This window comes from Tepidimonas sp. HKU77 (assembly GCF_049728535.1).
In the GTDB taxonomy this organism is placed as follows: Bacteria; Pseudomonadota; Gammaproteobacteria; order Burkholderiales; family Burkholderiaceae_C; genus Tepidimonas.
In genome coordinates this window covers 410,126-429,826 of sequence record NZ_CP187300.1, presented here as the reverse complement: position 1 = coordinate 429,826, position 19,701 = coordinate 410,126, and the positions used below count along the sequence as shown (strand labels likewise).

Annotated in this window: 19 protein-coding genes and 2 pseudogenes; 4 read left to right on the top strand and 17 right to left on the bottom strand. The window is 66.4% G+C overall.

Annotation, left to right across the window (positions count from 1 at the left end):
• Positions 1–273: 273 nt before the first annotated feature.
• From ACPP3B_RS01985 to ACPP3B_RS01960, 6 genes are all read right to left on the bottom strand, one after another.
• A complete protein-coding gene (locus ACPP3B_RS01985) occupies positions 274–2,790 on the bottom strand; it encodes a DEAD/DEAH box helicase (protein ID WP_300843293.1) in 2,517 nt (838 codons plus the stop codon).
• Positions 2,787–3,086, bottom strand: a complete 300-nt coding sequence (locus tag ACPP3B_RS01980) for a type II toxin-antitoxin system RelE/ParE family toxin (RefSeq protein ID WP_043699412.1) — start codon at positions 3,084–3,086, stop codon at positions 2,787–2,789. Before ACPP3B_RS01980 ends, ACPP3B_RS01985 begins: the two co-directional genes overlap by 4 nt.
• Complete coding sequence (locus ACPP3B_RS01975; RefSeq protein ID WP_043699415.1) at positions 3,074–3,280, bottom strand: hypothetical protein; 207 nt, start codon at positions 3,278–3,280, stop codon at positions 3,074–3,076. Before ACPP3B_RS01975 ends, ACPP3B_RS01980 begins: the two co-directional genes overlap by 13 nt.
• Entirely contained in the window at positions 3,277–5,451 is a 2,175-nt protein-coding gene (locus tag ACPP3B_RS01970) for a site-specific DNA-methyltransferase (protein ID WP_424859561.1), read from the bottom strand. The genes ACPP3B_RS01975 and ACPP3B_RS01970 overlap by 4 nt, the downstream gene beginning before the upstream one ends.
• 137 nt (positions 5,452–5,588) lie before the next feature.
• Positions 5,589–5,723: a hypothetical protein gene (locus ACPP3B_RS01965; protein ID WP_424859560.1), complete on the bottom strand. Its 135-nt coding sequence runs from the start codon at positions 5,721–5,723 to the stop codon at positions 5,589–5,591.
• A gap of 520 nt (positions 5,724–6,243) precedes the next feature.
• Entirely contained in the window at positions 6,244–7,233 is a 990-nt protein-coding gene (locus ACPP3B_RS01960; RefSeq protein WP_066708478.1) for an IS5 family transposase, read from the bottom strand.
• Between the two features lie 58 nt (positions 7,234–7,291).
• On the opposite strand from ACPP3B_RS01960, the gene ACPP3B_RS01955 reads away from it, so the two are divergent.
• Positions 7,292–7,513, top strand: a complete 222-nt coding sequence (locus tag ACPP3B_RS01955; protein ID WP_043701316.1) for a hypothetical protein — start codon at positions 7,292–7,294, stop codon at positions 7,511–7,513.
• A gap of 55 nt (positions 7,514–7,568) precedes the next feature.
• Positions 7,569–7,691: a hypothetical protein gene (locus tag ACPP3B_RS01950; protein ID WP_269429399.1), complete on the top strand. Its 123-nt coding sequence runs from the start codon at positions 7,569–7,571 to the stop codon at positions 7,689–7,691.
• A 194-nt stretch (positions 7,692–7,885) separates the two neighbouring features.
• On the opposite strand, the pseudogene ACPP3B_RS01945 reads toward ACPP3B_RS01950, so the two are convergent.
• The 5 genes and pseudogenes from ACPP3B_RS01945 to ACPP3B_RS01925 form a co-directional block, all read right to left on the bottom strand.
• Positions 7,886–8,113 (bottom strand): annotated as a pseudogene (locus ACPP3B_RS01945) (IS5/IS1182 family transposase); the annotation flags it as partial.
• On the bottom strand, positions 8,029–8,280 hold the full coding sequence (locus ACPP3B_RS01940; RefSeq protein WP_268807361.1) for a transposase: 252 nt from the start codon (positions 8,278–8,280) through the stop codon (positions 8,029–8,031). The pseudogene ACPP3B_RS01945 and the gene ACPP3B_RS01940, both read right to left, overlap by 85 nt.
• Before the next feature lie 291 nt (positions 8,281–8,571).
• Complete coding sequence (locus ACPP3B_RS01935; protein WP_068610301.1) at positions 8,572–8,913, bottom strand: AzlD domain-containing protein; 342 nt, start codon at positions 8,911–8,913, stop codon at positions 8,572–8,574.
• Positions 8,906–9,613 (bottom strand): AzlC family ABC transporter permease, encoded by a 708-nt coding sequence (locus tag ACPP3B_RS01930; protein WP_143969135.1) that lies wholly within the window; start codon positions 9,611–9,613, stop codon positions 8,906–8,908. The genes ACPP3B_RS01935 and ACPP3B_RS01930 overlap by 8 nt, the downstream gene beginning before the upstream one ends.
• Positions 9,610–11,613, bottom strand: coding sequence for a helix-turn-helix domain-containing protein (locus tag ACPP3B_RS01925; protein WP_424859559.1), 2,004 nt, complete (start codon positions 11,611–11,613; stop codon positions 9,610–9,612). The genes ACPP3B_RS01930 and ACPP3B_RS01925 overlap by 4 nt, the downstream gene beginning before the upstream one ends.
• Before the next feature lie 130 nt (positions 11,614–11,743).
• On the opposite strand from ACPP3B_RS01925, the pseudogene ACPP3B_RS01920 reads away from it, so the two are divergent.
• Positions 11,744–12,010: pseudogene (locus ACPP3B_RS01920) on the top strand (calcium/sodium antiporter); the annotation flags it as partial.
• Between the two features lie 141 nt (positions 12,011–12,151).
• Here ACPP3B_RS01920 and ACPP3B_RS01915 read toward each other — a convergent pair.
• Genes ACPP3B_RS01915 through ACPP3B_RS01900 form a run of 4 tightly spaced genes read right to left on the bottom strand, consistent with a single transcriptional unit; the run spans position 12,152 to position 15,288 of the window.
• The gene (locus tag ACPP3B_RS01915; protein WP_082668429.1) at positions 12,152–12,550 is read right to left on the bottom strand and encodes a DMT family transporter; all 399 of its coding nucleotides are present in this window, start codon (positions 12,548–12,550) and stop codon (positions 12,152–12,154) included.
• A 16-nt stretch (positions 12,551–12,566) separates the two neighbouring features.
• Positions 12,567–13,379, bottom strand: a complete 813-nt coding sequence (locus ACPP3B_RS01910) for a thymidylate synthase (protein WP_424859558.1) — start codon at positions 13,377–13,379, stop codon at positions 12,567–12,569.
• Complete coding sequence (locus ACPP3B_RS01905) at positions 13,376–14,818, bottom strand: FAD-binding oxidoreductase (RefSeq protein WP_299020838.1); 1,443 nt, start codon at positions 14,816–14,818, stop codon at positions 13,376–13,378. Before ACPP3B_RS01905 ends, ACPP3B_RS01910 begins: the two co-directional genes overlap by 4 nt.
• A 29-nt stretch (positions 14,819–14,847) precedes the next feature.
• A complete protein-coding gene (locus ACPP3B_RS01900; RefSeq protein ID WP_299020840.1) occupies positions 14,848–15,288 on the bottom strand; it encodes a DUF2069 domain-containing protein in 441 nt (146 codons plus the stop codon).
• A gap of 19 nt (positions 15,289–15,307) precedes the next feature.
• On the opposite strand from ACPP3B_RS01900, the gene ACPP3B_RS01895 reads away from it, so the two are divergent.
• A complete protein-coding gene (locus ACPP3B_RS01895) occupies positions 15,308–16,588 on the top strand; it encodes a YihY family inner membrane protein (RefSeq protein ID WP_424859557.1) in 1,281 nt (426 codons plus the stop codon).
• Between the two features lie 27 nt (positions 16,589–16,615).
• Here ACPP3B_RS01895 and ACPP3B_RS01890 read toward each other — a convergent pair whose 3' ends face one another.
• Together ACPP3B_RS01890 and amt are read right to left on the bottom strand one after the other, a co-directional pair.
• Complete coding sequence (locus ACPP3B_RS01890) at positions 16,616–18,103, bottom strand: EAL domain-containing protein (protein ID WP_424859556.1); 1,488 nt, start codon at positions 18,101–18,103, stop codon at positions 16,616–16,618.
• Positions 18,030–19,688 (bottom strand): ammonium transporter, encoded by a 1,659-nt coding sequence (amt, locus tag ACPP3B_RS01885; protein ID WP_424859555.1) that lies wholly within the window; start codon positions 19,686–19,688, stop codon positions 18,030–18,032. Before amt ends, ACPP3B_RS01890 begins: the two co-directional genes overlap by 74 nt.
• Positions 19,689–19,701: the final 13 nt, after the last annotated feature.

The window sequence follows — 19,701 nt, the reverse complement described above, 5'->3', positions numbered from 1 at the left end:
GGTCGCTGAGTGCGGGCTGCGGCACCATCTTTGGCCAGTCCGCCAGCGCAGCAGCGCTCGAGACGGACGGGCGGGGTTTATTCAGCGGTTCCTTAGCAGCATGATTCAGGCGACAACTATCTTGACATGCACCGCTCACCTTTACCGTGCGTTCGACTAAGTGCGCGGCAAGCACCACCGTTCAGGGTAGGCCGCGCCTGAGCGCCGAAGGAATCTCCGGACTTCAGGCCGGGGAGGATGTCAAGTCATCTCTTTCACAAAGGCCCTATCTGCTCACTTGCCAAGTTCCGCAAATACCGCGTCGAGCTGCGGATTGCTGGTGATCAGCAGCAGCCGTTTGATGGTGGGGGTGTGATTGATCTCCAACCGCATGTAGCGCTCACCGCCGGCGGTGGACTGCTGGCGAATCAGCTGAATGCGCCCAAAGAGTGCTCCATGTCGTTCGGCGAACTTCGCCAGCCCGACCGCCTTCTCGAAGTTGTCGTCCAGGTCCGGCCGATGGGGCTCCAGGATGTCGATCGCATACCCGCCTTCCACCTGCCGAACGATGACGAGATCGGGGAACATCGGCCTGACCTCCCCCCCTGACATGTAGGGCACCTCCAGCGACCAGGGTTTGCGGTCCAGGTTGCGCAACCAGCCCACCACTGCCGGGTTGGCGAGTTCTTCCTTCAGGACCTCGGCTTCCCATGTACCCAGCTGGGCCCGGAACTGGCCGTTGCCCTCCACGTACAGATGGCGCTCCCACAGCGTATCCGTGGGTTGTCGCCGGAAGTCGATCGCCTGGGGCAGGTGCCACGGCACCTCGGCCGGTTCGGCCGTGGCGAGCCGCAACTTCTCGTAGTTGGCACGGCGATGCTCCTTGAGCTGGTAGATCGCCTTCTTGTGCTGGTCGTACAAGGCGTGGAAGGCCTGCTCGGCGCGCTTTTCCAGTTCGCCCATCTGCGTGGGATGGCGCGCCAGCACGATGGCTTCCACCTTCACGTCTACCGCGTCGCGCTCGGCGTGGGCGCGCCAGTACTCCATTTGCAAGCCGTGGCTGAATACGCGGCCTGCCTCCTCAAACAGGCGGTCGATGTCAACGCTGGATGCCTCGATGCGATAGTCCGCTTGCGGCTCACTCACGCCGGTTCCGTTATGCACGGCCAGGGTTCGCAGGCCCACCTGCGTGATGGCGCGCGCCGCCGAATCGAATTCCCCGGTGGCCTTCAAAGTGGCCACGCACTCGGTCATCCACGCCACGATCTGCGCCTTGGCCTGGCCCCAGGCCTCGTCGTCGATCCCGTCGAGCGTCAAGCTGCGCGCCATGGCCATGTAGCGTCGCAGCGGGCTTTGCGCCCGCACGGCGCCCACGCGGTAAGTCACCAGGCCGTCCAAGGCGGCGAACAGGGCCTCGGTGCCCGCCCGGCGCTGGAGCACCACCAGCTCGCGACTGGAGCCCGTCTCGGCCGGCGGCACGTCCTCCTGGTTGTGCAGTGCGGCCACCACGTTTTGCACCGCCTGCGTGTCGAAGTAGGGCAGGAACAGATGCACATCGTTGAGCGCGGCATCTTTTTCGATGCGGCGCGCCAGCGGCGTGCGCACCATGCGGCCGAGCAACTGGGCAATGTAGGTGTGATCTTCCGCGCGACGGAAAGACATCATCACCTCGGCACGCGGACAGTCCCAGCCTGTGGACAGGCCCGTCTTGAAGAACACCACGCCGATCTCCTTGTCCGCATCGATGCGGGATGCCTCGACCCGCCGCACCCGGCGACCCCCCACGTCCAAATCACCGGCATCGTGCATGGCGTGGGCCACTTCGCCCTCGTTCAACCGGCGTCCGATGACGCGCTCGATGACATCCAGCGCGGCCGTGAGGTCGGTGCGGGTGAGCTGGTGATCGGTGCCATTTTCCACCTGCACCACCAGAATGGGCCAGACCGTCGGTGCCTGCTCTTCCTGGCAGTAGCGCTGCCACGCCTGCGTCATTTGGTGCCAGCGGCGCGCGGCTTCCTGCAGCAGGCCCATCTCGGCCGTCGTCGGCGACTCGGGGTGGTGGATCAAGATGCGGTCCTTCAGCAGCCCCGACGCGCGCACCTCCTCTGCCGAGATGGCGACCTTGTGCACCGTGTGCGGTGCATGTTCCAGCAGGTCCAAAAAGCGCTTGGGTGTGGCGGACACACCGATGACCAGCGGCATCTTCACGAGGCCCACTTCCGGGTGCCCCAGGAGAAAGCGCTGCATCAAGGTCTGCGCCTCTTTGGCGCCCCGGCCGGACGCCATGCCCCGGTGGGCTTCGTCGATCACCACATAGAAGCGGTCCGGTATCGCGCGGGCGGTGTTGGTCAGCGTTTCCCAGATGAGGTGTTGGCGTCCGTCACCCCGATTGGTCAGCGGTTGATTGACGGCCAGCTTTTGCGTGTTGATGAAGTACACGCAGCCGCCCTGCAACTGCGGCGCATCGAAGTGCGCATCGATCGTGATGAGCTGATGGACGCGGTAAACCTTGTCGGACTTGCTCTCGATCTTCAGCTTCGTCTGCTCGTTGAGCTCCGGCATGTCGGACACCCACAGGATCACGGCATCCCGCTGCGGAGTCCAGTCCAGCGGCCACGCGAGCTCATCGTCGGGCTGATCCAGGATGGCCTCGAACAGCGCCGTCATGATGATGGTCTTGCCGCTGCCGGTGGGTGCGGAAAAGGCAATGGCCTGCGGGTTGTCGGTGCTGGCGAAGCGGCGCGCGGCCGTGAGCTTGTCGCGCAGCTGGTGCAGCGCATCCTTCTGGAAGTCGAACAGCGTGACCTTCATGGCAGATACCGGTTGATGTCGAGCGCGCCATGGAAGACGCCGAGGATTTCGACGATGGCTGCATCGCCTCGACGCAGATACGCAATACGGTAGTGACCGTACAGCAACATGCGCACCTCGCCCTCGGGCACGACGCGCAGCCGGGTGCCGATGTCGGGGAACTCGGCGGCCAGTTCCGCCTTGGCCACGATGCCGTCAACGACCTTGGCAGCCGCGGGCGGGTTGTCCGCGGCGATGTAACGGTCAATGTCCTCCAGCCAGGCCAGTGCCTCGGCAGTCCACCTCAGCTCTGCCATGCACGGATTCTCCGCAGCGCCTCGTCATGGCTCACGCTGCGTCCCGCGCGGGCGTCGGCCAGGCCGCGTTCGAGCATGCGCTCGAACGCCAGCTCGCGCAGGATTTCCTCAAAGCTGGCATCCTCGGGCTGCGCCTCGATCACGGCGCGCAGCACGTCTTTGGCGCTGGGTTGTTCGTTCGCGGTCGCCGTCATTTCGCACCTCCTAGGTTGATCATAAAGTTGAGCAGGTAATCCCGGTACAACTGCACCACCTGCAAGCTGGGGTTGGCCTTGCCAGCGGCTTCTTGAACCTCTTGCGCCATCGTCTTGAACGACTCGTCCGCGTCGGTGACGATGAACACATGCGACAGGCCGGTGCGGCCGCCGATGGCCTGGAGCAGCCGTCCCATCCGCGTCTCGTCGAGCAGTACGACGAAGTTGCTGCCCTCGGGGGCGAACAGTACGGGCTCCGGTTCGTTGCGCGCCAGTTCCGGCCTCGGCCCCACGGCACCGGCCTTGAGCCACAGCAAGGGCAGGATCTCGCGGAACGCGCGGCGCAGCGACACGCGCTCGGGGTCCAGAAAGTCCAGCTTGAAGTAGGCGAGATTGGCCGCGAAGCCCTCGGCAATCGGATAGGTCAAGTTGAACTTGTATTCGCCTTTCACCGCTTGTCCGTCGTCCGTTTTACCGGTGATCGCAGCCCGCAGACGAGGGAAAGTTATCTGGCGGCAGATACCATATGCATCCCATTCCGGATCGCCTGGCTGGAACCCCTGCTCGCGCAGGCTGGCAGCATCTTCGGCGGAGACCTCGTTGTTGGTGACGAGGATGCACCGGCGGCGTCCGCCATCCTCGCGGTTGAGACGAAGCACGGCGTGCGCCGTGGTGCCGGAACCGGCGAAGAAGTCCACGATCAAGGCTTCGGGCTTGTTGGCGACGAAGAAGCGCAGCGCATCTTCTACGGCGTAGAGTGACTTAGGAAAAGGGAAACGGCGACCGGGCAGCAGCGCCCGCAGCAGGTTGGAGCCGCCCGCTCCGGCATTATGCGAGCGCTGGTTCCAGACCGTAACCGGATTTTTCACCCGCTGCACGTCCTCGGCGAATCTGAGAATCAACGCGCCGTTTTCGTCGCGCCCCAGGACTTCGATCTCGCCGCGCTGGATGCGCTCTTTCTCGGCGTTGCGCAGATAGGAGATTGACCAGCGCTCGCGCGTGCGGGTGTAAGCGCCCAGTCGCACAGTACCCTCGGCCAGCCCTTTGCGGGCGGTCTCCGCGCTGATTTGCCAACGACCTTCCGTCCCGTCGGAACGGATCGGCCAGCAGGCGACGAGGCCGGGCGCGGGCGGCGCGACCGATTCGCGACTTTGGCCGAGCGGGATCGGGTCGCCCACCGAGTGAATGCGCCGTGCGACGGGGTCGACCCAGAATGCATAAAACAGGTTCGGGCTGTCCTGTCGCCTAGCGCCTGTGCCGCGACGCAAGAGGCGATTCCAAATATCGATCCTTGTGTCTGTGCCAGGCTCAGCCTCGTTGAGCATGTCCCTGCCGTTGGGCACGACCGCCGCTGCGCCGAGGAAGACGAAGAACAGGTACTCGTCGGCGCGGTAAAAGGCTTTGGCGCGCGCCACGCCGCTGTGGTTGATGACGCTGGTGACCATCTGCACCTGCGCCTCGGGGAATTCCTGCTCCAGCAACATGCCGAGGTGATGAACCTCATGTTCATCTATCGTGACGATGAGCACCGAATCGGCAGGGTTGAGCAGTTTTTTCGCCAGCCGCAGCCGCCGCTGCATCATGGCCAGCCACTTGCTGTGCCGCCACTGGTCGTTGGCGTCCACGTAATCGTTGTTGTACTTCCAGTCCCGCGCGCCGGTGTTGTACGGCGGGTCGATGTAGATGCAATCCACCTGGCCGGCATAGAGGTAGTCCAGCAGCTGCAGGGCGTGGTAGTTGTCGGCTTCGATCAGGGTGTGCCAGGGCCCGGCCGGGTCGCCGTTTTGCACCGCGTCCATGGGTACCAGTGAGGGGAAGATCGGCTCGCCGAATTCGCGCACCACGAGCAGTTCATCGACGGCCATATCGACCGTCTCGGTGGCCGAGGGGTTCGTCTGCGTTGCATGCGGTTCGGCCCCCGGGCGGACGCAGGTCGCGACGCCGTCGCGCACCCGCAAGACCCGCCAAACGTCCTTGAGCGGGCCTGCGCGCCGGCAGACCAGGTCACCGCGGCGCGGCCGGGCCTTGGGCAGCGGCAACCGTTCGGGCAGGTGGTCCTCGAACACCAGGCCGAATTTCTTCTCCTTCGAGGCGCTGGCCCACTCTGCAGCCAGCCGCTCGCGCAACCGTGGGTCGCTGACCTGGGCAATCAGATCGTGGATGGCTGACAAGAGATCCTCCTTGCGGCTCGCGACCTGTCGTCGGCCACGCGCGTCATGACAGTGAGTTTGTGGCGCCCAAGTGGCAAGCCCAGCGGGCGCTGGCGTTCACAGACTCTAAGTTTCATCGTTACGGGCCCTCCAGAAGCTCAGTGGCCCCGCGCGATGCGCTTGGCTTGGCACAGCTCGATCAGACCGTTGAGTTCTCGTACGCCAGTGTACTGGGCGCGATACTTTACTTCGAAGGGAAACAGCTCGCCGCCCACTTTGGCGACGAGAGCCACTTCCCAGTCTTTTTTGCCACGCCAGTAAGAGAAGCGCACGGTCTGCGCGCAGTAGCGGGCAACAGGTGCTTGAACACGGCCGTCTCGGTGGCTACGCCCAGCGCCGCGGCGTCCTCCAGGATGGCCTTGCCCTCGAGCATCACGGCCGGCGCAATGGCCGCATCGGCCAGGTAGATCTTGAAGCGCGCGCGCACGTCGAGCCGTATCAGACGCTAGGATTGCTCACGAGCGATGAGATGAGACGGGCGGGTGTCGAGGGTCTTTATGACTGGGCGCTCGCCGCCGATGATGTCCGTCACGCTTTTCGGCGTCATGGCGATCCGGCGACAGAGGCGCGTCTTGGCCAGTTAGGGAACCTCTGCACTACCCCGCCCACTCGTTCGTGGCGACGAGTTGAGGGTCAATATCGTTTCACATGACGGGATCGAAGCAGATGCTGAGCCGTCTTTTGGCTCCAGCAAGCCCCTTGATGGGCCCTCTGGAGCCCCATCCGGCCCCAGTGAGCCCACTGCGGGCGCACTTATCCCGTCGCAGCCAGCAAGGCTTTGCGCGCCAGCCACAGATTGACCAGCGCAAACAGGACGTTGAGCTGCGCGCCGTTCTTGGCCAAGCCTCGATAGGGCGTCTTGCGGTAGCCAAACTGGCATTTGAGTACCCGAAACGGATGCTCACCCTTGGCACGAATGCGCGCCTTGGTGCGTTCCAAGGCATCCATCACCTGGCCAAGAAAAGTGCGCTTGTCCAATGCCCGGCGCTTGCCCGGCCGCATGGCCACGTGCCAAGCGACTTGCTTGCCCTGGTTTTCCGCTCGCTTGTCCACTCCCTGATAGCCCGCATCGGCAAAGACGTCGGTCTCTTGCCCGTGCAAGAGCCGATGCGCCTGCGTCACATCCGAGACGTTGGCAGCGGTGGCCACCACCGTGTGTACCAGCCCTGTCTCGGCGTCGACCCCAACGTGCGCTTTCATGCCGAAGTACCACTGGTTGCCCTTCTTCGTCTGGTGCATCTCAGGGTCGCGCTCACGGCGGGCGTTCTTGGTCGAGCTGGGAGCAGCAATGAGCGTGGCATCCACGATGGTGCCGCTCTTGAGCATGAGGCCACGCTCGGTCAGGATGCGATTGACCGTCTCGAGGATACGCTGGCTCAGGCCGTGTTGCTCCAGCAGGTGGCGAAAGCGCAGGATGGTGCTCTCATCCGGCACGACATCCACCCCCAGGTCCAGACCAACAAAGCTCGCCAGCAGCGGCGTGTCGTACAAGGCTTCCTCCACCGCCGGGTCCGACAGACCAAACCACTGCTGCAAAAAATGAATCCTCAGCAGCTTCTCTACCGCAAAGGGTGGCCGCCCACCCTTGGGACCCGCCTTCGGCGCATACGGCTCGATGAGTGCGACCAACTCTGCCCACGGCACCACACGGTCCATCTGCTCCAAAAACGCACGCTTGCGGGTGCGCTTGGCGCGCAGCTCAAAGCCCGTATACATCGGCGCCTCCAGACTCATCTGCTTCATGTCGCTATTGTCCCATCCCGGCAGTCTGGCAGGAAGGTTTTGCAGACCTTCCTTAGCCGTGACCGCCGATGACTTCCGCCTCGCGGCCATCGCGCTGCGAGACGGACAGTGGCGTCTCGATGGGACGACGGATATTGGCCGCCCGGCCATCGTGCTTGAATACACGGACCCACAGTCCGGTATCCGCTACGTGATGGTGTGGGAAGTGCGCACCGGGCGCAAGATGATCGTGCTCAAGAGCATGAGAAAGTGGCCCGCCCCGGGAGCTCCACGTCCTTGACGACTTCCGGGTATGAACCGGACGCCCCATGCTCGGGCCATCAAAAGGATAGCACATGATCCGCATCGACATCGACGACCGCGAAGTGCGCCGGGCGCTCGAAGACCCGCGCCGCCGCACTTCGAACATGAAGTCCGCCATGCACACCGTCGCCGACCATTTACATAGTCGTTCCTGAAATCTTCACCCGAGCCCCGGTTGCGAGCGCATCAAGCCTGGCCTGAGCGATATCGCCCCCGCCTCGGCCGGCTGCAACAGGCGCAAAAGAGGGGATGGGCTCGATGTTTTCGTGGCCGGAGCAGCTTACTCTCCTGCTTGCTGATCCGTTGGGTCGTACCCCGGTGCACGATGCGCACATCCGAGTTGCAGCGCATCCACCCCCCGGTAGCCCCGATCGACGAACACCGTCGCGGGCTCGACCGCACAGTCTTGCATCAGGATCGTGGCCTGCTCGAGCTGTTCGCGCAGGGTGTGTCCGTCATACGGATGGCCATGGAAGGCCCGCGCACCCACGATCAGGTTGCCCTTGAGCGTGCTGGCAATGCCCGCCTTGACGCCGAATTCGTAGGGTGTTCGGGCCTTGCCCTTGCTGATACAGTCGCGCCAGCATTGCGCCAGCGCTCGACCACCCCTTCGTCCGACTCGTTGAAGGCGTGCTTGAGATACAGGAGGCTGATCATGATGCGCAGCGGCACGCGCGGGCGCCCCGCGTGGCTCAAGCGTTCGCGGCGCTGCACCTGTTCACCAAACAGATCGAGATCGGGCATGGCGATGCCCGAGCGCGCCTTGCGCGACAACAGATGCGCCACCGATCCTCCGATTTGCTGTCAGGGCATGCGAGAGGCCAGCACCGCCAGCGGGTGGCGCAGATCGATCATGTGATCGATGCGCGAGCGGAAGAAATCGTCTGTGGCAGGGCGGGCAAACTTCACAGAAAACTCCCGCAAATCGCGCACACGAGGATGTGAAAGTGGGAGATATTTTTGCCGAGAAAGCGTGAAATCCAGAGCTAAATCAAATAGTTATGAGTAAATCAGGGGGTGGTTGGGTACAACGCGTCACCCGATCACCCACAACATCAACGCATACACCCCCGTGCCCAGCAGCGTGGAGGCCGCCAGCCCCCCGCGCAGGCGCTGGAGGAGGATCACGGCGGCCAGGGCAACGGCCGTGGGCAGGGCGCGGGTGGGGCCGGCGGCCGGCCACAGCAGAGGGAAGAGCGAGGCCACCAGCAGGGCGGCGATGGCGGCCGGGCCGATGGCCGAGGACCAGCGGCGGATAAGGTTCGAACGCTCGGTACTTTGACGCAGCCCCCACCAGAAGGGCAAGGAGCGCAGCAGGAAGGTGCCCAGCCCACAGGCCAGCACGGTCAGCAGCTGTATCCAGCCGGCTTCACTCATCGTCGCCGTCCTCGTCCACGTGTGCCTGCAGCAACTGGAGGGCCGCACCGGCCAGCATGCCGGCCGGGATGGCCACATGGGCCGGGCCCAGGGCCAGGCCCAGCAGCGTGACACCCGCCGCCCCCCACAGCGCCCGGCCACGTCCGTGCACCCCCATCTGCAGCAGCAGCGACAGGAAGAGCGCCGGCAGCACGAACTGCAAAGCCTCCTGCAGCAGGGGGATCCGGTCCACCAGCTGGGCGCCGGTCTCGGCCCCCAGCCAGGTGCCAGCGATCCACGCGCCATAAGCCCCGGCCTGCAGGCCAGCCAGCCAGCCCGCGCGCTGGGCCGGGGCCAGGGTGGGCAAACGCGCGGCCGCGCAGGCGAAGACTTCGTCGGTCAGGCCAAAGGCCAGGGCCGGGCGCACGCGGGCCGGGCGCGCCTGCGCGAGCTGTTCGGCCACCACCCGACCGTAGAGCAGATGGCGGGCATTGAGCAGCCAGATGGTGGGCACCACCGTCAGCGGCCCGCCGCCGGCGGCGAGCAGGGACACCAGCACGAACTGGCTGGCCCCTGCAAAAACGATGGCTGAGATGGCCACGGCCCATGGAGCCCCCAAACCCATCTGAACGGCGGCCAGCCCGAAAGAAAAAGCCACGGGCACGTAGCCCGCTGCAATGGCCAGGCTGTCGCCCAGGCCGCGCAGCACCTGCCGCGTCATGCGCCCTCCGGCTTGCTGAAGGTGAAGACATGGGTGCCCCCGCCCCAGTCGTCGCTGCCGGTGGTGGCAAACACCCGGCGGTGGCGGCGCAACTCCAACCCGGCCAGCGCGGCCAGCCCGGCAAAGCGGCGCGGGAAGGTCTTGCGCTCGACCTCGTAGTCGAAGCCGGCCACCATGGCCTGCAGCTCCAGCCAGTAGAAGCGCACGAAGGCCCCGATCTCATGTGCAGGGCGCTCGCGCAAACCGGACTCGCACAGGCGCGCATACAGGTTACGGCACAGGCTCACCGCCTGGGTCGATTTGCCCTCGGTGGCCGCGACCATGGCCATGATGATGGAGCGGCGCAAGTCGCGGTAGAGCCTGAGGTCCAGCCCCCCTTCGGAGGCCGGCGGCTCACCCACCCAGGCCATGCTGGCCAGCAGGTAGGCGCTGTGGTGGCGCACCAGGGCGAGGTTGCGTTCATCCACGCTGGCGAATTCGGGCAGGAACTCGTCGGCCACCACCAGCAGCCCGCCGGGCTGCAGCAGCTGCATGGCCTTTTGCAGCATGAAGGCTGTGTTGAAGTGGTGCGAGGCGCCGAAAGAGGTGATGAGCGGTGTCTCGCCGCTCGGCAGGTCGAGCTCCAGGAAGCCGCCGTGATGCAGCTCGATGCCCTCAACCCCGTGGGCATTGCGCTGCAGGCACACAAACGCCGCCTCGTCGGGTTCGACGGCCAGGAAACGGCAACCCGGATGCAGCTCGTGCAGCATCAGCAACGGCAGACCCGGCCCTGCGCCCACGTCGATGGCCTGCAAGGCGGGCTGCGGTCCGGCGAAGCTTGCGATATCCTGGGCGGCGGCCACTACTTGGCGGGCATAGGCGGGGTGCAGCAGCTCGAAGGCATCGTATTGCTCCACGTCGATGCGGCTGGAGAACGGCCCGTCCCGGCCGCCGCGCTGCGCCGCCGCGGGCGCCGGGCGCACGTGATGCAGCTGCCGCGGCATGCACATGCGCCCCCGCTGCAGCAGCACCTCAGCGGCCAGGCTGTTGAGCACCCAGCTGCGGCCCTCCAAATGAGCCTGGATTGCGGCCGTTTCGGGCGCGCCCAGCTCGATGAAGGGCGATTCCGCCAGCCGGGCTAGGCGGATGGCGGCAGCCGGCAGGTCGGCGTTGGTCCAGGCGGGCGGTGCCTGGTCGGGTTGGGCAAAGGCTCCGGTCAGGGGCATGGGCACCACGGCGACATACGGCCCCTGGGCGTCGTCTTCCACCAGCGACAGCACCGGCCAGCGCCAGGGACCGGCGGTGGCCTCGTGCTGCATCTGGCGCAGCTTGAGCAGGCCGTCACGCCTATTGAGCGGCTCGCCGCGCAGTCGCAGGATGCGCGCGCCCAGGCCGTTGGACACCTCCAGCAGGGCGCGCTCCATCACGCTGCGCACCCCCTCCCAGGCGCTCGGGGCCTGGGGCCACTCTAGGTAGAGCGTGGAGGCACTGGCCGAATAGGTCTTGGGCGGATACACGATCACCACCATGGCCCGGCCGCCTTGCTCGGTGGCCGCGTACACATGCGGCACATCGGCGTCGAAGGTGTGAGTGTCGCCAGCCCTCACCATGCGCGGCCGGTCGGCCTGCCCCACCAGCATGGCCCCGGACAGCACCGTGATGCGTTCCTTCACCCCTTCCGGATGCGGGGCGGAGTCCTTGCGGCAGCCTGGCCGCAGTTCGATCAGATAGACCTCGATCTCGGGGTCGTCGGTCGATTTTTCGATTAATCGAACAATCACCCCCTTGTCCAACAGCTCGCCGCCGTCGCTCAGTTCCTCGTTGACCAGCTGGCCGAAGGGCACTCCCAGGGCGTTGGCCGCAGCCCACAGGGTCTCGATCGTGGGGTTGCCCTCGCCGTTTTCCAGCTGCGACAAGGTCGATTTCGCCACCCCGCTGCGCTCGGACAAGCCCGCCAGCGTGAGCCCTCGCTGTTCCCTAAATCGCAGCAGATTCCTGCCGATGGCTGAGACGGTGCTCACGAGGTTTTCCTGATAGATATCGATGTGAGTTCATTATAACAAACAAACGGTTCGTTCTGTCGGTCTGCGGCCAGGTGTGCCTCTATGGCACGATGGCGCCACATTGCATCCGGGGAAGGAGGTCCACGCTATGTCCATCGTTTTGCTCATCGTTGGCGTGGTCGTCCTGGTGGCAGGGGCTGAGGGCCTCACGCGCGGCGCCGCGCGGTCGTCACTGTCCTGGGGGATCTCGCCCCTGGTGGTAGGCTTGACCATCGTGGCCCTCGGCACCAGTGCGCCGGAGATGGCGGTGTCGGTAGGCGCAGCCGCCAACGGCACCATCGATCTGGTCGTGGACAACCTGGTGGGCAGCAACATTTTCAACATCCTTGTCTGCCTGGGCCTGGCCGGCGTGGTGGCGCCCCGTGGCCTGCCCATTTCCGAAGCTGTCCTGAACTTCGATCTGTGGGTGATGGTGGGTGGCCACGCTGCTGGCCTGCCTGCCCATCTTCATGAGCGGCCGGGAGATCGCGCGCTGGGAAGACGGCGTGCTGCTGGCCTACCGCACCACCGCCACCGCCGCCACGGAGGTGCGCCGCGTCAGCGGCTGGCCGAAGAACAGTGCCCCCAGCAGCACCGTCCACACCGGCATGGTAAAGCCCAGGATGGCCGCCCGCCCGGACGCCAGGGCGGCCACGCCAAAGATGGCCAGCGTGTGCCAGCCCAGCATGTTGGGCAGTGCCAGCGTGACGATGCTGCGCCACTCGCTGCGCCGGGGCGGCAGGCGCACACCGCGCCAGCGATAGAACGCGAACAGCCACAGCGCGCCGCCGGTCATCGTCACGGCGCGGAAGAACAGGGGCGAGAGCTCCTGCAGCGACAGTTTCATGACCGGCCAGTTGACGCCCCACATCAGCGTCAAGGCCACCAGTCCCAGGGCTTGGGCGCGCGACAGCATCACGGGTAGGGGCGGCTCACACCGCCACGGGCGCCTTGATGGCCGGGTGGTGCTGGTAGTCCAGGAATTCGAAGTCGTCGAATTCGTAGTCGAACAGGGTCGGCGGGCGGCGGCGGATGCGCAGCGTTGGGTAGGGGTAGGGCGAGCGCGACAGTTGCAACTGCACCTGCTCCACGTGGTTGTGGTAGATGTGGCAATCGCCGCCGGTCCAGATGAAGTCGCCGACGCCCAAATCGCACTGCTGCGCCACCATGTGCGTCAGCAGCGCGTAGCTGGCGATGTTGAACGGCACGCCCAGAAAGACGTCGGCGCTGCGCTGGTAGAGCTGGCACGACAGTCGGCCGTCGGCCACGTAGAACTGAAACAACGCATGGCACGGCGCCAGCGCCATCTGGGGCAGGTCGGCGACGTTCCAGGCGCTGACGATGATGCGTCGCGAGTCGGGGTTGGTACGCAGGGTATGCAACACCTCGCTGATCTGGTCGATGTGGCCGCCGTCGGGTTTTGGCCACGAGCGCCATTGCACGCCGTAGATGGGTCCGAGGTCGCCGTCTTCGCGCGCCCACTCGTCCCAGATGGTCACGCCGCGCTCTTGCAGCCAACGCACATTGCGCTCGCCGCGCAAAAACCACAGCAGCTCGTAGATGATGGATTTGACGTGCAGCTTCTTGGTCGTGACGAGCGGAAAGCCCTCCGACAGGTCGAAGCGCATTTGGTAGCCGAACACGCTGCGCGTGCCCACCCCGGTGCGGTCGGTCTTGGGCGTGCCGTGCTCGAAGACGTGGCGCATGAAGTCTTCGTACTGCGTGCGGATCGGGCGCTGGCTCATGGGGCTGCATTATCGGGCAGCAGCACGCGCCCGGGGTTGAGCAGGCCCGCAGGGTCGAGCGCGCGCTTGATGGCGCGCATGATCGCGAGCGCCGTGGGGTCCTTGAACGCAGGCAGCAGCGCCGCCTTGAGCCCGCCGATGCCGTGCTCGGCGCTGATGGAGCCGCCGTGGCGCTGCACCAGGCGGTAGACCAGCTGATTGACGTGGGCTTCGTGTTCCTGCAGGAACGTGGCGGCATCCGTATCCGGCGGCGCCTGCACGTTGAAGTGCAGGTTGCCGTCGCCCAGGTGGCCAAAATTGACCACGCGCGCACCGGGCACGGTCCCGTGCAGCGCGGCTTCTGCCTCCGCGCAGAAGGCAGGGATGCGCGACACCGGCAGGCTGATGTCGTGCTTGAGGTTGAGCCCCTCCTGCGCTTGGGCAAGCGGAATGCTTTCGCGGATGTGCCATAGGGTGCGCGCCTGCGCCAGGCTTTCGGCGACGATGGCGTCGCGCGCTGCACCCTGCTCGATGGCCGCGGCCAGCGTGGCCTCCAGCGCCCCGCGGGCGTGCACTTCGCTATCGTGGTCGCTCACCTCCAGTAGCACACACCATGGGTGTTCGCGCCACAGTGGCACGCGCAGGTCGGGGAAGTGCCGGTCCACCAGGCTGAGCGCGAACGCGTTCATGGCCTCGAAGCCGGTCAGTGTCGGGCCCAGCCGGCGTTGCGCCAGTGCCAGCAGTGCCAGGGCGTCGGTCAGCCCCGACACGGCGGCCCACGCGGTCAGGCGTGCGGCGGGCTGTGGCACCAGCTTGAGCACCGCCCCAGTGATGATGCCCAGCGTGCCCTCGCTGCCGATGAACAGGTGGCGCAAGTCGTAGCCCGTGTTGTCCTTGCGCAAGCCGCTCAGGCCGTCCCAGAGCTGGCCGTCGGCGGTGACGACTTCCAGCCCCAGGCACAGGTCACGCGCATTGCCAAAGCGCAGCACCTGCGTGCCACCGGCATTGGTGGCCAAATTACCGCCGATGGTGCAGCTCCCTTCGGAGGCCAGGCTCAGCGGCAGCCACAGGCCCGCAGCCTCGGCGGCCTGCTGGGCCACTTGCAGCACGCAGCCAGCGTCCACGGTCAGGGTCAGGTTGTCGGGGTCGAGCGCGCGCACGCGCTGCAGCCGTTGCAGGCTCAGCACCACCTGGCGGCCGCTGGTGTCGGGCACGCCGCCCAGCACCAGCCCGGTGTTGCCCCCCTGTGGCACGATAGGGGTGCCGTGCGCGGCGCACAGGCGCACCACGGCGGCCACCTCCTGCGGGCTGCCTGGGCGCACCACGGCCAGCGCGCGCCCACGGTGGCGGCGGCGCCAGTCTTGCTCGTAAGCGGTCAGGTCGTCGCCGTCGGCAGCGGTCAGCACATGGGCAGCACCGACGGCGGCGCGCAGCTCGGTCAGCAGATCGGTGCGGGGCATGGGGGCGCGTCCAGGATCCAGAATCTCCATCAGGGCGTGGTTGCCGCTTCGGAGGCGGCTTGGCGCGCCGCTCGCAGCCGCCAGCGCACGTGCAGCGCGCAGGCGGCAAACAGCCCCAGACACAGCAGCACCTGGGTCCAGGCCAGCAGGGCCGACAGGCCGCTTTCGGTCGTCGCGCGCACGATGCCTTCGGTGAAATACAGCCACACGAGCAGGCTGAGCCAGCGGTAGGTGTACATGCGGTGCCGCAGCAGACCCGGTAACGGCAATGTCAGTGGCAACACCTTGAGCGCCCACCACGAGCCGCCGGGGCGCAGCGGAGCGAGCCACAGTTCCCACGCCAGGCCTAGGACGATGAGCGCGAGCAGGCACGACACGGCCAGCGCACGGGTGCGTCGGGCCAGCCGCAGCGCCTCGTCGGTGGGGTGGGGCGCAAGCGGCGGGGCAAGGGGAGCAGACGGGGCAGTCATCGGCTGGCATGATAACGGCATGAGCGCCACCGATTCGCGAACCCCGACCCATTCCCTGGCCCGTCGTCAGGCCGATTGGCGAGCGCCTTGGCGGGCCGAAGGCGCCCGACTGTGGCGGGCGCTGCGCGACTTTCCATGGCGCACCACGCTGGCCATGCTGCGCGAGCGCCTGGCGCGCGACCGGCTGGGGGTGGCGGCAGGCAGCCTGACGTTTACCACCACCATCTCGCTGGTGCCGCTGCTGACCGTGGCGCTGGCGATCTTTTCGGCGTTTCCGGCGTTTGCGCGCGTCGAGCAGCGCCTGCAGCGCTGGATGGTCGAGGCCCTGGTGCCGGAGAGCATCGCGCGCCAGGTTTCGAGCGCGCTGTGGCAGTTTTCAGCCAACGCGGCCAAGATCGGCTGGAGCGGCGCGCTGGTGCTGCTGATCACGGCGCTGGCGCTGGTGCTCACCATCGACCGCCAGCTCAACGATATCTGGCGCGTGCGGCGCTTGCGGCCGCTGGCGCAGCGGGTGCTGGTGTACTGGGCACTGCTGACCCTGGGGCCGTTGTGCCTGGCCGCGGCGCTGAGCGCCAGTTCGTACGCCCTGTCGGTGTCGAAAGGTTGGCTGCCAGCCGTCCATGCGGGGGTCCGCTGGCTGCTCGACATCGGGGGGTTTGCCCTCGTGGTGCTGGGGGTGGCCGCCCTGTACCGCTATGTGCCCAATGCGCCGGTGCGCCTGCGGCATGCGCTGGTGGGCGGGGTGTTCGTTGCCATCGCGTTCGAGCTGGCGCAGCAGGCGCTGGCGTGGTATCTGCGCACGGTGCCCACCTATTCGGCGGTGTACGGCGCGTTTGCCACGCTGCCGATCCTGCTCGTCTGGCTCTACTTGCTGTGGTTGATCGTGCTGCTGGGGGCGGTGATCGTGGCCTACCTGCCCAGCCTACTGGCGGGCGTGGCGCGGCGCGGCGACACGCCGGGCTGGCCGTTTCAACTCGCGCTAGAGCTGCTGGCCGCACTCGATGCGGCGCGTGCAGCGCCGCGCCCCGGGCTGTCGGTGCCGCAGCTGGCGCGCCGGTTGCGTGTCGATGCGCTGCAGCTCGACGAGCCGCTGAGTGCGTTGCAGGCCCTGGGGTGGGTGGGGCAACTCAGTGACGACGAGGGGCGCTGGGTGCTGTTGGTCGATTTGCACGAGCGCCACCTGGGCGACTTGGCGCAGCGGCTGTGGTTGCCCAAGACCGCCTCGACGCAGCCATTGTGGCGCGCGCTCGCCCTCGACCGCATACCCGTGGCCCAGGTGCTGCCTGGCGGCCGCGATTGACGCTGGCCCGTGCCGTCGGCCGGGGCTTTAGCGCGGCATGCGGCGCACGGGCACCAGCGCATCGAGCGGTCGCGGTATGCCGACTTGGTAGCCTTGGGCGTAGTCCACACCCAGCTCGCGTACGCGTGCCAGGATCGCTTCGGACGAAACGTACTCGGCGATGGTGCGCAGCCCCATGACATGACCGATGGTGTTGATGGCTTGCACCATGGCAAGGTCGATCGGGTCGGATTCGATGTCTTTGATGAAACTGCCGTCGATTTTCAGGAAGTCAACCGGCAGATTCTTCAGGTAGGCGAACGAGGACAGCCCGCTGCCGAAGTCGTCCAGCGCGAACAGACAGCCCAAGCGCTTGACCTCCCCGATGAAATGCACCACTTTGGACAAATTGGCCACGGCGGCGGTCTCGGTGATTTCGAAACACAGTGAGCCCGGTGGTAATTGCAACGTTTCGAGTTGGGCCTGCAGGTGCTGTCGGAACTGTTCGTCCGACAACGATGCACCAGAGAGATTGATGGCAAATACCCGGTCGAGATCGCCGTCGCGGCGCACGCGATCGCTCAGCCACGCGAGGGTATTGCGAACCACCCACTGGTCGATGCGGGGCATGAGGCCGTAGCGCTCGGCCGCCGGCAAAAACGCCCCGGGTTGGATGAGTTGGCCGTCTTCCTCCAGTCGCACCAGGATCTCGGCGTGGGGGCGCTCGCCCGGCGTGGGGTGCAGCGGCACGATGGGTTGCACGTATAGCCGCAACCGATCTTCGTCCAACGCCGATTGCAGACGTGACACCCATTGCATTTGACCCTGCTGCTCGAGCAGGTGCCGGTCGTCGGGCTGATAGACGTGGATGCGGTTGCGCCCGGCCTCTTTGGCGGCGTAGCAAGCCGCATCCGCTGCTCCCAACAGGGTATCGGCGTCGCGCTCGTGGGCTGCCACCGGGACCAGGCCGATCGACACACCGATTCCAAACGAGCGCTCCCCCCACGCGAAGCGAAAGTCAGCGATGGCCTCGCGAATGCGCTGTGCCAGCGCCACTGCGGGCTCCAAGTCGCAGCCTTGTAGGATCAGGCCAAACTCATCGCCACCCAAGCGCGCCAACGTGTCGGCCGCGCGCAGGTGGCCACGCATGAGTTGCGTGATTTGGCGCAGCAGCTCATCGCCGGCGACGTGGCCGCACGTGTCGTTGACGATCTTGAACTGGTCGAGATCCAGATAGCATAAGACGTGGGATGCCGGGTCGGGGCGAGCCAGGAGCTCGCGCAAGCGCCGCTCGAACTCGCGCCGGTTGGGCACGCCCGTCAAGGCGTCGTGCGTCGCTTGGTGACTGAGCTCGCGCGCCAGATTCAACGATACCGTGACGTCGTGAAACACCAGCACGGCACCGATCAAAAAGCCATCGCGGTTGCGGATCGGTGCAGCGGTGTCGATGATGGGGGTCTGTTCACCGTCGCGCCGCAGCAGCAAGGCGTGTTCTCGCCGGGTGGCTGGCGCCGCGCCGCGCAGCAAATCGCGCACCAGGTCGGGCCATGCGCAGCTCCAGCGACGCACCAGGATGGGTCAGGCGTTGGCTGTCGATGGGCAGCGCGTGGCCCGCTTCGCGCAGCACATGCACCAGCGGCTGACCCACCGCCGCGGTGGCAGGAACGCCGAGCAGCTTTTCCGCACCAGGGTTGAGGCTCACCAGCGTGCCGTCGGGCCGAAACGTCAGCAGCCCGTCGCGCATTTCGCGCACCAGCGCCACCGTGTTTGCGGTGGCGGCCTGCAGGGCCTGCATGACGCGGTTGTAGGCGCGCGCGATTTGCCCGACCTCGGTGAAATCTTCTTCGGGGACACGCTGGCTCAGGTCGCCGCCTTGGCGGGTACGCTCCATCGCCTCCAACAGCTCGATCAGCTCGGTGCGCGCACCATGCTCGGCGACGTTGAGCCCCTTGCGCTCTTCATCGGGGGTGACGCGCAGATCGCGCTCACGCACCAGCCACAAAAAGGCGAGGGTGGCCAGCACGCACCAAACGCCGCACACCACCACGCCCAGCGCTTGCACCCCGATTTGGGCCGCTCGGCTCAAGCCAGTGCCCAGCAAGGCGGGATCGCCCAGCAATCCCACGGCCAGCGTGCCCCAAACGCCAGCGGCCAGATGCGCAGGGATGGCGCCCACGGCGTCGTCGATGCGTCGCCGCAACAGCCGCTCGTTGGCCCAGGCCATGACCCATGCCCCAATGGCACCGGTGAAGACGGCCGCGGGCGCCGACAGCGCATGGGCGCCCGCTGTGATGGCCACCAGACCGGCGATCAGGCCGTTGATGAGGTACATCACCTCGAAATATCCGTGCAGCAGCCGTCCTGCGGCCAAGCCCGCCAGCGCGCCGGCCGCGGCGGCCAGCGTGGTGTGCAACAAAATCCCGGGGACGCGGCCATCCAGCGCCAGGGTGCTGCCGCCATTGAACCCGAGCCAACCAAAAAACAGCAGCAGCGCCCCCAGCATCGCCATGGGCAGGCTGCCGGCCGGGATCACCGGCGGCGGCCCGTCGGCCGGGAACCGCCCAGCGCGCGCGCCGATACGCCACACCGGGACCAGCGCCACCCAGCCGCCCACGCTGTGCACCACGGTGGAGCCGGCAAAGTCCACGAAGCCCATCTCGGCCAGCCAGCCGCGTGCACCCGGCGCCCATGCGCCGCCCCATGCCCAATGGCCAAAGACCGGGTAGACGATGAGCGACACCCATGCCGACAATGCCAAGTACGCGCCAAAGCGCATGCGCTCGGCCACGGCACCCGAGACGATGGTGGCCGCGGTGGCGCAAAACATGACCTGAAACAGCACGAAGCCGAGCAAGTGGGGTTCGTCGGGCAGTTGGTCGAACAACCCAAACAAGCCTGCGCCGATCCAACCGCCCGCGCTGGGGCCGAACATGAGGCCGAACCCAATCAGCCAGAATAGCAACGCGGCCACGGAAAAGTCCGCCATGTTCTTGGCCGCGACGTTGATCGAGTTCTTGCTGCGCGTCAGCCCCGACTCCAAGCAGAGAAAGCCTGCCTGCATCACGAAGACCAAGCCGGCACAGAGCAGCACCCACAGCAGATCGATCGGAGACGACAACATCCGGGTACCCCAA